11 protein-coding genes and 1 riboswitch are annotated in these 11,720 nt (G+C 60.2%); of the genes, 6 read left to right on the top strand and 5 right to left on the bottom strand.

Annotation, left to right across the window (positions count from 1 at the left end; genetic code table 11):
* Window positions 1-33: 33 nt before the first annotated feature.
* Together ligB and KGA97_RS04625 are read left to right on the top strand one after the other, a co-directional pair.
* Window positions 34-1,707: an NAD-dependent DNA ligase LigB gene (gene ligB / locus KGA97_RS04630; protein WP_223480274.1), complete on the top strand. Its 1,674-nt coding sequence runs from the start codon at window positions 34-36 to the stop codon at window positions 1,705-1,707.
* A gap of 98 nt (window positions 1,708-1,805) precedes the next feature.
* Window positions 1,806-2,201, top strand: a complete 396-nt coding sequence (locus KGA97_RS04625) for a DUF1090 domain-containing protein (protein ID WP_008045011.1) — start codon at window positions 1,806-1,808, stop codon at window positions 2,199-2,201.
* Between the two features lie 128 nt (window positions 2,202-2,329).
* Here KGA97_RS04625 and KGA97_RS04620 read toward each other — a convergent pair whose 3' ends face one another.
* A complete protein-coding gene (locus KGA97_RS04620; RefSeq protein ID WP_008033302.1) occupies window positions 2,330-2,779 on the bottom strand; it encodes a c-type cytochrome in 450 nt (149 codons plus the stop codon).
* Window positions 2,780-2,907: 128 nt separating this feature from the next.
* Between KGA97_RS04620 and KGA97_RS04615 the strand changes: the two genes are divergently transcribed.
* Window positions 2,908-4,092 carry a murein transglycosylase A gene (locus tag KGA97_RS04615; protein ID WP_223452596.1) on the top strand — a complete coding sequence of 395 codons (1,185 nt, stop codon included), beginning with the start codon at window positions 2,908-2,910 and terminating at the stop codon, window positions 4,090-4,092.
* A gap of 158 nt (window positions 4,093-4,250) precedes the next feature.
* Here KGA97_RS04615 and KGA97_RS04610 read toward each other — a convergent pair whose 3' ends face one another.
* Entirely contained in the window at window positions 4,251-4,634 is a 384-nt protein-coding gene (locus tag KGA97_RS04610) for an MAPEG family protein (RefSeq protein ID WP_008045013.1), read from the bottom strand.
* 41 nt (window positions 4,635-4,675) lie between these two features.
* On the bottom strand, window positions 4,676-5,509 hold the full coding sequence (locus KGA97_RS04605) for an EamA family transporter (protein WP_008033307.1): 834 nt from the start codon (window positions 5,507-5,509) through the stop codon (window positions 4,676-4,678).
* 285 nt (window positions 5,510-5,794) lie between these two features.
* Here KGA97_RS04605 and KGA97_RS04600 point away from each other — a divergent pair, with 285 nt between their 5' ends.
* Both KGA97_RS04600 and KGA97_RS04595 read left to right on the top strand, forming a co-directional pair.
* On the top strand, window positions 5,795-6,964 hold the full coding sequence (locus KGA97_RS04600; protein WP_008033308.1) for an MFS transporter: 1,170 nt from the start codon (window positions 5,795-5,797) through the stop codon (window positions 6,962-6,964).
* 133 nt (window positions 6,965-7,097) lie between these two features.
* On the top strand, window positions 7,098-8,363 hold the full coding sequence (locus KGA97_RS04595; RefSeq protein WP_223480273.1) for a cation:proton antiporter: 1,266 nt from the start codon (window positions 7,098-7,100) through the stop codon (window positions 8,361-8,363).
* Here KGA97_RS04595 and KGA97_RS04590 read toward each other — a convergent pair whose 3' ends face one another.
* The gene (locus KGA97_RS04590; protein WP_223480272.1) at window positions 8,364-9,245 is read right to left on the bottom strand and encodes a formate/nitrite transporter family protein; all 882 of its coding nucleotides are present in this window, start codon (window positions 9,243-9,245) and stop codon (window positions 8,364-8,366) included.
* Between the two features lie 196 nt (window positions 9,246-9,441).
* Window positions 9,442-9,834 (bottom strand): acyl-CoA thioesterase, encoded by a 393-nt coding sequence (locus KGA97_RS04585; RefSeq protein WP_008033312.1) that lies wholly within the window; start codon window positions 9,832-9,834, stop codon window positions 9,442-9,444.
* Between the two features lie 198 nt (window positions 9,835-10,032).
* A riboswitch (S-adenosyl-L-homocysteine riboswitch) is annotated at window positions 10,033-10,131 on the top strand.
* A gap of 23 nt (window positions 10,132-10,154) precedes the next feature.
* Between KGA97_RS04585 and ahcY the strand changes: the two genes are divergently transcribed.
* Window positions 10,155-11,564, top strand: coding sequence for an adenosylhomocysteinase (gene ahcY, locus KGA97_RS04580; RefSeq protein ID WP_008045025.1), 1,410 nt, complete (start codon window positions 10,155-10,157; stop codon window positions 11,562-11,564).
* The last annotated feature ends 156 nt before the right edge of the window (window positions 11,565-11,720 follow it).

Below are 11,720 nucleotides of genomic sequence, written 5' to 3'. Positions count from 1 at the left end.
CTTCAAGCATCCCCCTGAGCAAGGACGCTCACGATGCTTCTGCGCCTGTTTTCTGTTTTTTCTCTGAGCTTTTTTTGCCTCACTACAACCGCAGCCGACTGTCCCGACTGGCCGCCCGTCAGGGCTCTGGACGAAATCACCACCCTGCAAAAACAGATCGACACCTGGGATGACAGTTATCACCGCCATGGCCGCTCGTTGGTCGCCGACGAACTTTACGATCAAGCCCTCGCTCGCCTCACCGAATGGCGCAGTTGCTTTGACTTGGGCCTGACGCCCGAACCATTACGCACGGCTGGCGGCAAAATTGCCCACCCCATTGCCCACACAGGCCTGGAAAAAGTGCGCGATGGTCGTGCAGCCGAAACCTGGATGCGCGATCGCAAGGACCTCTGGGTACAACCCAAAGTCGATGGTGTGGCGGTGACGCTGATCTACCGCAAGGGCGTACTGCACCAGGTAATCAGTCGCGGCGACGGAATAAACGGGCAAGACTGGACGGCCTCGGCGCGACTGATCCCCGCCATCCCCCGGCAACTGTCGCGCCCGCTGGACTTGCTGGTGCAAGGCGAACTCTATTGGCGACTGGCCGACCATGTGCAAGTCAAGGCGGGAAGCCTCAATGCCCGCGCCACCGTGGCCGGTTTGATGGCGCGCAAGGAACTCAGCCCTGAGCAGGCGACCGGCATCGGCCTGTTTATCTGGGACTGGCCACAAGGCCCGGCCGGTTTGCCTGCTCGCATCGCCGCTCTGGATGAGCTGGGTTTGCCGAGCATCGCGCCTTACAGTCAGCCGGTACAGACAGTTGCCGATGCTGAACACTGGCGCAATTACTGGTACCGCTCGCCCCTGCCCTTTGCCAGTGATGGTGTGGTCCTGCGCCAGAGCCAACGGCCTTCGGCCGAGCGCTGGCAGGCAAAAACACCGTACTGGGCCGTCGCCTGGAAATACCCCTTTGCCCAGGCGCTGGCCGAAGTACGCAAAGTCGACTTCAAGGTCGGTCGCACCGGACGGATCACACCCGTGCTGGACTTGAAACCGGTGACGCTCGATGACCGGCAGATCAAGCGTGTCAGCGTCAGCTCACTGCGGCGCTGGGAGGAGCTGGACATCCGCCCCGGCGATCAGGTGTCCATCAGCCTCGCGGGGCTGACCATTCCCCGGCTCGACGGCGTCGTATTACGCGCCGCCGAACGCCCAGCCTTGAAAGCGCCGCTGGCAGCGGACTTTCATCATTTGAGTTGCTGGCAACCGACGCCGGGCTGCGAAAGCCAGTTTCTCGCGCGACTGACCTGGCTCAGTGGCAAGCAAGGGTTGGCCATGCCTCATGTCGGCCCGGGAACATGGGAGACACTTTTCGAAACAGGCCACCTGAACGGCCTGCTGGATTGGTTGACCCTCGATGCTCAAGAGCTTGCTAACATTAACGGCTTCGGCGAGCGCAGCAGTACTCGTCTTCTAAACAGTTTCAACAGTGCCCGCCAACGCCCTTTTGCTCGCTGGCTCAAAGCCCTGGGTTTACCACCGACCGGCCAGGCAAACCTCGCCGACTCCTGGCAGGAACTGGCACAACGAAACACCGAACAATGGCAGGCCGAAGCCGGCATCGGCCCGGGACGCGCGGCGCAATTGAGCGCATTTTTCCGCGACCCGCAGGTCCTGGCCTTGAGCGACACATTACGTGCGGCGGGGATCGACGGTTTTTAGCAACCGCAGATTCTCGCCCGCCCGGGAACCCAAAGAGGCCGACGAGCTCAAACGCCCATCGCCCTATCGACCCGATTGCACCTGCACATGGAGCTTTTATGAAATTTCTTTCACCGCTCGCCCTGCTGACCCTTTGCAGCGTGATGGCCGCGCCACTGATGGCCGTCGAAGAGGCCCCGGGGCTGACCGGTTGTGCCGCCAAGAAACAGGGCATCATCAACCAGATCGAACTGGCCAAATCCCATGGCAACGCCGAACAGCAGGCAGGCCTGGAAACGGCACTGAGCGAAGTCACCGCGCATTGCACCGACGCTTCGCTGAAGAAGGAGCGGGAAAACAAGGTCCTCGACGCCAAGCATGACGTCAGCCAGCGCCAGGCCGACCTCGACAAAGCCATGAAGAAAGGCGACCCCGAGAAGATCAACAAGCGCAAAGACAAACTGGCCGAGTCGCGCAAAGAGCTGCAAGACGCGCTCGACGAGCTGGATAAATAAGAAAAGGTAAAGTCAGGAATTTGCAGCGTTCTTCAGGGAGCTTCGCGAGCAGGCTCGCTCCCACAGGTGAATGCATTCCAATGTGGGAGCGAGCCTGCTCGCGAAAGCGTCAGCAAGAGCGCTGCAAATCAATGATCCCGAAATTCCTTATGGCACGCACTGCAGGCATCTTCGACCTTCTGCACCGCCGGCCCCAGGTTGCTGGCCTTGTATGGCTGAACCTTGCTGGCAATCACCAATTCACCGGTGGCGGCTTCAAGGGTGCGGGCCATTTCCTGAAAGCGTGCCTGTTTCTGCCACACATCGCCCTTGGCGCTGGTGTGATCTTCTTCGCGCACCTGCGGAAAATGCTTCCACGGTTCCTGGGACAGCGCATCGAGTTTCACCGCGCCGTCAGCGAATTTCGGGCCGTCGAATGGAATGCGGCCGCGCAACATGCCACCCAGGTCTTCGCCGGTCTTGAGCATTTGTTTGAAGATTGCCTTGCGCTGGCCCAGTGGCGAATTCGGATCGACACCGCCGCACGCGGACAAGGTCAGGCAGGCCAGCAATACAACGGAAAGTCTTTTAAGAGTCATGGTGGCTTCAGGTCACGGGAAACGGCGGCCAGTATCCTCGCGTCATCGGCAAAGACCAATAGCCCTATTATCAATACGGGTTGTTTGAGCGCATGGAGCACTCAGGCAACCGACAAAGGAATTACTCCATGAACAGCCGTTTCAAGGCATGGCGTCACCGCCTCGCCTGGACCCTCCCGATGGTGGCCGTGCTCGCAGGCTGCACCGGTGGTGACAACAACAAACCCAAGACCCACGCGTTGGCGACTTACTCCAGCGCCACCTGGGAAGCCCTGCCGACGGTGTCCGATAACGACCTGGTCGCCGGCTTCGGTTCATGGCGCAGCGCCTGCACCCGACTCAAGGCCGACCCGATCTGGGGCTCGACCTGTGCCGCTGCCACCAACGTGCCGCAAACCGCCAGTGACATTCGCGGCTTCCTCAAACAGAACCTCGACGTCTACGGCCTGCGCGCCGCCAACGACAATCCCAACGGCTTGATCACCGGTTACTACGAACCGGTCTACCCCGGCAGCCTGACCCAAACTGCCGTGGCGAACATCCCGGTATACGGGGTTCCAGAAGACATGATCATCGTCTCTCTGGACAGCATCTACCCGGAGCTCAAAGGCAAACGCCTGCGCGGACGGCTCGAAGGTCGCGTGCTCAAGCCTTACGACGATGCGGCAACCATCGAAACCAAAGGGGTCAAGGCGCCGGTCGTGGCATGGCTGACCGACCCGATGAACCTGCAATTCCTGCAAATCCAGGGTTCCGGTCGCATTCAGCTCGACGATGGTCGCCAGTTGCGCATTGCGTATGCCGACCAGAACGGTCATCCGTATCGCCCCATCGGCCGCTGGCTGGTAGAGCAAGGCGAACTGAAGAAAGAAGACGTGACCATGGGCGCAATCAGCGACTGGGCCAAGGCCAATCCGGCGCGCATTCCGGAACTGCTCGGCAGCAACCCGAGTTATGTGTTCTTCACCCGCAACCCGGACAGCAATGAAGGCCCTCGCGGCTCGCTGAACGTACCGCTGACGGCGGGTTACAGCGCGGCAGTGGATCGCAAAGTGATTCCGCTGGGCAGCCTGTTGTGGTTATCCACAACGCGGCCGGACGGCTCCGCGCTGGTTCGCCCGGTGGCAGCTCAAGACACTGGCGGCGCGATTGCCGGTGAAGTCCGTGCGGATTTGTTCTGGGGCACCGGCGAAGCGGCAGGGCAACTGGCTGGCGACATGAAACAGCAGGGGCAGATCTGGATGCTCTGGCCAAAAGGCGCGGCCTTGCCGCAAGTGCCTCAGGTGGCTGATGCGGTTAAAGCCAACCCTTAATTACTGTGGCGGCAGATAGATAGCTTTCGCGGGCAAGCCACGCTCCTACAGGGATCTGCGGCGATCACACAATTGTGATCGACTGTAATCCCTGTAGGAGCGAGCGGGCGGCGATCCGACTTGCCCGCGAAGGGGCCAAAATAAACACCGCAGATATGTCAGACCGAAATCACAAAGAAACTCACGATCAACCCCATCCCCACAAACCACACCAGCGACCGCAGAATCGCCCAGTCCGCCAGGTAGCAAATGATGTACAGCAGACGGCTGGTGATGAACAACACCGACAGCACATTGATCGTCACCAGCTCGGCGTTGCCGGCCAGGTGGGCCACGATCACCGCCGCCGCGAACGCCGGGGTCACTTCGAAACTGTTCAATTGCGCTGCATAGGCGCGCCGGCCCAAACCATTCAGTGACTCGAGAAAATCCCGGGGGTCATGGTTGTCTTTCAGTCCAAAACGGCCACTGATCTTGGCAATCCCCACGCAGAGATAGGGCAGGAAGAACGCAATCAAAATGCACCACAGAGCAACCGTCATATCGCAGTCCCTTTCTTCGAGTTATAAAATCCGGATTCCGGTCAAAACTTCATCACCAACATGCCGATCAGCACCAGCCCACAGGCCAAGAGCCGCGGCCGACCGAAAGGTTCTTTCAGATAGCGCATGCCAAACAGCACCACCAGAATCACGCTGATCTCGCGCAATGCCGCCGCTTCTGCAATCGACCCCAGCTGCATCGCCCACAGCACCAGAGCGTAGCTGAACAACACGCAGAACCCGACCGCCAATCCCAAGCGCCATTGTTCACGCCAGAACAGCATGAACGCCGGCCGCTTGCGCACCAACGCCAGCAGCGGAAACGGCCAGGCGCTGAGCAACGTCACCCAGACCAGGTAGTCCAGCGGATGCGACCAGCGCCGCAACGCCTGGCCATCGATAAAGGTGTAGCAGCCAATGCACAGGCCAATCAGCGCCACCACCGGCAGCATCGACCACGGCAAACGCGTACCGCCACCGCCCTGCCACAGCAGGCACAGCATGCCCAACGGGATGAGCAGAATTCCGAAGATCTGCTGATTCGTCAGCACCTCCCCGGCAAAGATCAGCGTCAAGGCCAGCACCACTAACGGCGACAAGCCACGCATCAGCGGGTACACCAAACCGAGATCACCCACCCGATAGGCCTGAATCAGCAGATAGCGATAAAGCAATTCGAATGCGGCCGATGCGAGAATCCATGGCCAGATTTCAATCGGTGGCAGCGCCACGAACGGCAGCATCAGCGCGACAAAAAGCATCGCCACGCTGTCCATGCAGGCCACGACCAACAACCGTTCCGCACTGAATTTAATCAGGGTGTTCCACGCCGCGTGCAACAGCGCCGCCACCAACACCAACGCCGTCGCAAGCACGGCACACTCCTTTTGTTCATCATCCTCACCCTGTAGGAGCACGGCTTGCCGGCGAAGGCGTACTTCAGACCGCTTTCGCCGGCAAGCCGTGCTCCTACAGGGACGGGGGGAGATAATTGATTCGCCATATGTCAGCAGCTGTTTATACTGCAAGCGACCACGCCGCACTCAGTTGCGCACAGACTAATTCCAATAATTTCTGCCATGACCCGCTCTCTTCGAGAACGGTCGTCGGCCTGCGTATGCCTGATCACAGCGTCAAGACTACCGACAGAGACCTTGCGCATGCCACTCGCCTTGCTTGCCCTCGCTGTTGCCGCGTTCGGCATCGGCACCACTGAATTCGTCATCATGGGCTTGCTGCCCGACGTCGCTCGCGACCTCGCCGTCAGCATTCCCCACGCCGGCCTGTTGATCACCGGTTACGCCCTGGGCGTGGTGTTCGGCGCGCCGATCCTCGCGGTCGGCACCGCCAATATGCCGCGCAAAGCCACCCTGCTGGGCATGACACTGATGTTCATCCTCGGCAACGTGCTGTGCGCGTTGGCGCCAAACTACGCCACGCTGATGGCCGCGCGAGTGGTTACCGCGTTGTGCCACGGGGCGTTCTTCGGCATTGGTTCGGTGGTCGCGGCCGGTCTGGTCGCGCCGAACAAACGGGCGCAGGCGATTGCCATGATGTTCACCGGCCTGACGCTGGCCAATGTGCTCGGCGTGCCATTGGGCACCGCGCTCGGCCAATACGCCGGTTGGCGCTCGACGTTCTGGGCGGTGTCGGTGATCGGTGTGATCGCAGCGATTGCGCAATGGGTCTGGTTGCCGAAGGACATCGCCATGGACAAGGCCAACCTCGCCAGCGAGTTCAAGGTGCTGGGCAAGGTCAATGTGCTGCTGGCCTTAGGCATGAGCGTGCTGGCGTCGACCAGCCTGTTCAGCGTGTTCACCTACATCGCACCGATCCTGCAGGACATCACCGGGGTCAGCCCGCACGGCGTGACCATTATGCTGCTGTTGTTCGGCGTCGGTTTGACGGCGGGCAGCATGCTCGGCGGCCGCCTGGCCGACAGTCGCTTGCTGCCTTCGCTGGTGGGTATGGCGTTGGCGGTGGTGGTCGTGCTGGCCGCGTTCACGCAGACCAGTCACTCGGTGATTCCGGCGGCAATCACGCTGGTGTTGTGGGGGATCTTTGCCTTCGCCCTGTGCCCGATTCTGCAACTGCTGATCATTGATCAGGCGCATGAAGCACCGAACCTCGGCTCGACGTTGAACCAGAGCGCTTTCAATCTCGGTAATGCGGCGGGCGCGTGGATTGGCGGGCTGGTGGTCGCCAGCGGCGCGGACCTGGCGGACTTGCCGTGGACCGGCGCGCTGGTCAGTGGCCTGACGGTGCTGACAGCGCTTTTCTTCATTTACCTGCAACGTCGCGGTGCGGCTGCGGTCAATGTGTCCGCCTGAATAATTGCCTTCGCGGGCAAGCCTCGCTCCTACAGGATCGCGCAGATCCCGTAGGAGCGAGGCTTGCCCGCGAAGAAGCCGACTCGGTGCACCTACCTGAAAACTAATCTCTCCCCTCATCCAAGGACCCCGGATGCTTGAACTTGTCGCTGCGTTTATCTGCCTCACCTCCCTCCTCACCTACGTGAATTTCCGCTTCATCGGCCTGCCCCCGACCATCGGTGTCATGGTCACCGCGCTGATGTTTTCCCTGCTGTTGCAGGGCCTGAGTTTCCTCGGTTACCCCGGCCTCGAAGAGCGCGTGCAACAGCTGATCGGCCAGATCGACTTCGGTGATCTGCTGATGAACTGGATGCTGTCCTTTCTGCTGTTCGCCGGCGCGCTGCACGTCAATCTCAATGACCTGCGCAGCTATCGCTGGCCCATCGGCCTGCTCGCAACATTTGGTGTATTGATCGCCACCGCCGTGATCGGCAGCCTCGCGTATTACATCTTTGCCCTGTTCGGCTGGCACGTGAGCTTTCTGTACTGCCTGCTGTTCGGCGCGCTGATTTCCCCGACCGACCCCATCGCGGTGCTCGGCGTGCTGCGGACCGCCAACGCGTCCAAACCGCTGAAAACCACGATTGTTGGTGAATCGCTGTTCAACGATGGCACCGCGGTAGTGGTGTTCACCGTGCTGCTGGGTATCGCGCAACTCGGTGAAACCCCGACCGTAGGCGCCACGGCCCTGCTGTTCGCGCACGAAGCAATTGGCGGCGTGCTGTTTGGTGGGCTGATTGGCTACCTGGTGTATCTGATGATCAAGAGCATCGAGCAGCATCAGATCGAAGTCATGTTGACCCTGGCACTGGTGATCGGCGGCTCGGCCATGGCGTCGGAGCTGCATGTTTCCGCACCGATTGCGATGGTGGTCGCCGGCCTGATCATCGGCAATCTGGGGCGCAATCTGGCGATGAACGACATGACCCGAAAGTACCTGGACGGTTTCTGGGAGCTGCTCGACGACATGCTCAACGCCCTGCTGTTTGCCCTGATCGGCATGGAGCTGTTGCTGCTGCCGTTCAACTGGCTGCACGTGCTGGCGGCAAGTTTGCTGGCCCTGGCCATTCTGCTCTCGCGCCTGTTGACCGTGGCACCAGCCATCCTCCTGCTGCGACGCTGGCGCACAGTGCCGCGCGGAACGATCCGGATTCTGACCTGGGGTGGTTTGCGCGGTGGTGTTTCGGTAGCGCTCGCCCTGGCGCTGCCATTGGGCCCGGAGCGTGATTTGCTGCTGAGCATCACCTACATCGTGGTGTTGTCGTCGATCCTGTTGCAGGGCTTGAGCATCGGCAAACTGGTCAAGCACGTGACCCGGGATGAGCCTGCGCCAACGGCACAGGCCGGGCATCACTGATTATTTTTTGACCTGCTGCGGGTCGGGTTGCCGATCCGCAGATTGCTTCGGCGGCCCGCTTTCGCTGCGAATCTGCGCATGGCTCAACAGCGCAAAGATAAAGCTGCCACCGATGATGTTCCCCGCCAGCGTGGGACCTGCGAACACCAGCCAGAAATCCTTCCACGGCAACTCGCCGGCAAACACCAGATACGACACCTCGGCCGAACCGACGACGATGTGGGTGAAATCCCCCAGCGCCATGAGGTAGGTGATGAGGATGATGATCCACATCTTGGCGCTCTCCATGGACGGGATCATCCAGACCATGGTCGCGATCATCCAGCCCGACACAATGCCTTTGGCGAACATCTTGCTCGCGTCGTTCTCCATGACTTTGCGCCCGATATCGAGGAAGGCCAGGTCGGTCCTGGTGTCGAAAATCGGCAGGTGCAACATCACATACGCGACCAGCAAGGTGCCGCAAAGGTTGCCCACCAGCACCACCGACCACAGCCGCAACAACCGGCCGAAATTGTTCAGGGTGGGTTTGGTCATGACCGGCAGCACCGCCGTCAGGGTGTTCTCGGTGAACAATTGCTGGCGGGCGAGGATGACCGCAAGGAACCCGGCGCAGTAACCGAAACTGGCAATCACCTTGAAGTGTTCGTCGTCCGGCAGGCGCGAGTTGAGCAACCCCATGGCCATCAGCGACAGGCCCATGGTCAGGCCGGCGGCGAGCGCCGACCACCATAGCGCGGCGACGCTGCGTTCGAGTTCCTGATCGCCCTGGGTGCGGATGATTTCGTGCAATACAGCCGCACGTGGCGGCTGGCTTTTTTCGACGTCATGCCGTTCTTCAGCCGAGAGGTTCGGGGTCTTGCCGTCTTTTTGCGCGTCCATAGAGCTCCGGAACCGGTGGCGTGTCATGTAGGTACGACACGCGGGGTTCGGCGCTTGTTCAGTGGCCCCACAAATGAAACCGCATTCTGTAGGAGCCGGCTTGCTGCGGGCGGCGTTCCGACGATGGGGTCGACTCGGCTTCTGCGCTGTCGCTGATTACGCTATCGCCAGCAAGCCGGCTCCTACGGAACTCGCATTACTCGTCCTTGAACTGGTCTTTGACGTATTTGATCTCGGTTCGGCCGTGTGGGGCGGGCAGGCCGTCTTCGCCGAGGTTGACGAAGACCATCTTCTCCACCGTCAGGATGCTTTTGCGGGTGATCTTGTTGCGCACTTCGCAGGTCAGGGTGATCGAGGTGCGGCCGAACTCGGTGGCGGTGATGCCCAGTTCGATGATGTCGCCCTGGCGCGAGGCGCTGACGAAGTTGATTTCGGAAATGTACTTGGTCACCACGCGCTGATTGCCCAACTGGACGATGGCGTAGATCGCCGCTTCTTCGTCGATCCAGCGCAACAGACTGCCGCCGAACAGCGTGCCGTTGGGGTTGAGGTCTTCGGGTTTTACCCATTTGCGGGTGTGGAAATTCATATTCACTCCTGAGCGTCTTGCCGAATGATGGGTGCCATCATGGCAGAGCCCGGACTAGAGCTCTATTAAGCATCGTCTATGGTCACGATTACCGTTCGGACATTGACCGACAGAAACGCTTTGGAAGATCAGCATAGCCCGCTATAATCGCCCCCGTTTCAAAACGGTAACGTTCCATTGATACCGTTTTCCCGCCACCTGTCCGAGGGGCGCTGCAGCAGGTTCAACCTGTCAGGCTCGGATGGGGCGTTGACTGGCCACGGCCAGACACTAAACGCACAACGGCGCCCATTCGCATACATTACGAATGGAGGCTCTTCATGAGCGCTGTTATCACGCCTGCAGATTTTAACGATTACAAAGTCGCCGACATGTCCCTGGCTGCCTGGGGCCGTCGCGAAACCATCATCGCTGAATCCGAAATGCCAGCCCTGATGGGTCTGCGCCGCAAGTACGTCGGTGAGCAGCCGCTCAAAGGCGCCAAGATTCTCGGCTGCATCCACATGACCATTCAGACTGCCGTGCTGATCGAAACCCTGGTTGCCCTGGGTGCCGAAGTTCGCTGGTCGTCCTGCAACATTTTCTCGACTCAGGATCAGGCCGCTGCTGCTATCGCCGCTGCTGGCATCCCGGTTTTCGCCTGGAAAGGCGAGACTGAAGAAGAGTACGAGTGGTGCCTGGAGCAAACCATCCTGAAAGATGGCGCGCCATGGGATGCCAACATGATCCTCGACGACGGCGGCGACCTGACCCAGCTGCTGCACGACAAGTACCCACAGGTTCTGGATCGCGTTCACGGCGTGACCGAAGAAACCACCACTGGCGTTCACCGCCTGCTGGACATGCTGGCCAAGGGCGAGCTGAAAATCCCGGCCATCAACGTCAACGACTCGGTGACCAAGAGCAAGAACGACAACAAGTACGGCTGCCGTCACAGCCTGAACGACGCGATCAAGCGCGGCACCGACCACCTGCTGTCCGGCAAGCAAGCGCTGGTCATCGGTTACGGCGACGTGGGCAAGGGCTCCGCTCAGTCCCTGCGTCAGGAAGGCATGATCGTTAAAGTCTCCGAAGTCGACCCGATCTGCGCCATGCAAGCCTGCATGGACGGTTTCGAACTGGTTTCGCCGTTCATCGACGGTATCAACACCGGTACCGAAGCAAGCATCGACAAAGCGCTGCTGGGCAAGATCGACCTGATCGTGACCACCACCGGTAACGTCAATGTTTGCGATGCGAACATGCTCAAAGCCCTGAAGAAGCGCGCTGTTGTCTGCAACATCGGCCACTTCGACAACGAAATCGACACCGCTTTCATGCGCAAGAACTGGGCATGGGAAGAAGTGAAGCCACAGGTTCACAAAATCCACCGTACCGGCCCTGGCGCATTCGATGCCCAGAACGACGACTACCTGATCCTGCTGGCCGAAGGCCGTCTGGTTAACCTGGGTAACGCCACCGGTCACCCAAGCCGCATCATGGACGGTTCGTTCGCCAACCAGGTTCTGGCGCAAATCTTCCTGTTCGGCCAGAAGTACGCCGACCTGTCGCCAGCCCAGAAAGCCGAGCGCCTGACTGTTGAAGTACTGCCGAAGAAACTCGACGAAGAAGTGGCCCTTGAAATGGTCCGCGGTTTCGGCGGCGTCGTGACTCAACTGACCAAGACCCAGGCCGACTACATCGGCGTGACTGTCGAAGGTCCGTTCAAGCCGCACGCTTACCGCTACTGATTCGACCTGCTGTCCGCTCCCCATGGGAGCGGACTTAAGCAGAAACCACGCTCCCCTGTAGGAGCGAAGCTTGCTCGCGAAAGCATCACCGCGTTGTTTCTGAAGCACCGTGTTGTTGCTTTCGCGAGCAAGCTTCGCTCCTACAGTAAACGTGGC

This window comes from Pseudomonas sp. BF-B-15, assembly GCF_019946675.1.
GTDB classification, from domain to species: domain Bacteria; phylum Pseudomonadota; class Gammaproteobacteria; order Pseudomonadales; family Pseudomonadaceae; genus Aquipseudomonas; species Aquipseudomonas migulae.
Note: the sequence above shows the minus strand (reverse complement) of the source record. Positions and strands in the feature narration are given on the sequence as shown.

Coding starts and splice junctions, on each gene's coding strand:
- KGA97_RS04585 (WP_008033312.1), bottom strand. CDS start 9,834: ATGAATTTCCACACCCGCAAATGGGTAAAACCCGAAGACCTCAACCCC.
- KGA97_RS04600 (WP_008033308.1), top strand. CDS start 5,795: ATGCCACTCGCCTTGCTTGCCCTCGCTGTTGCCGCGTTCGGCATCGGC.
- KGA97_RS04620 (WP_008033302.1), bottom strand. CDS start 2,779: ATGACTCTTAAAAGACTTTCCGTTGTATTGCTGGCCTGCCTGACCTTG.
- KGA97_RS04595 (WP_223480273.1), top strand. CDS start 7,098: ATGCTTGAACTTGTCGCTGCGTTTATCTGCCTCACCTCCCTCCTCACC.
- KGA97_RS04625 (WP_008045011.1), top strand. CDS start 1,806: ATGAAATTTCTTTCACCGCTCGCCCTGCTGACCCTTTGCAGCGTGATG.
- ahcY (WP_008045025.1), top strand. CDS start 10,155: ATGAGCGCTGTTATCACGCCTGCAGATTTTAACGATTACAAAGTCGCC.
- ligB (WP_223480274.1), top strand. CDS start 34: ATGCTTCTGCGCCTGTTTTCTGTTTTTTCTCTGAGCTTTTTTTGCCTC.
- KGA97_RS04590 (WP_223480272.1), bottom strand. CDS start 9,245: ATGGACGCGCAAAAAGACGGCAAGACCCCGAACCTCTCGGCTGAAGAA.
- KGA97_RS04610 (WP_008045013.1), bottom strand. CDS start 4,634: ATGACGGTTGCTCTGTGGTGCATTTTGATTGCGTTCTTCCTGCCCTAT.
- KGA97_RS04615 (WP_223452596.1), top strand. CDS start 2,908: ATGAACAGCCGTTTCAAGGCATGGCGTCACCGCCTCGCCTGGACCCTC.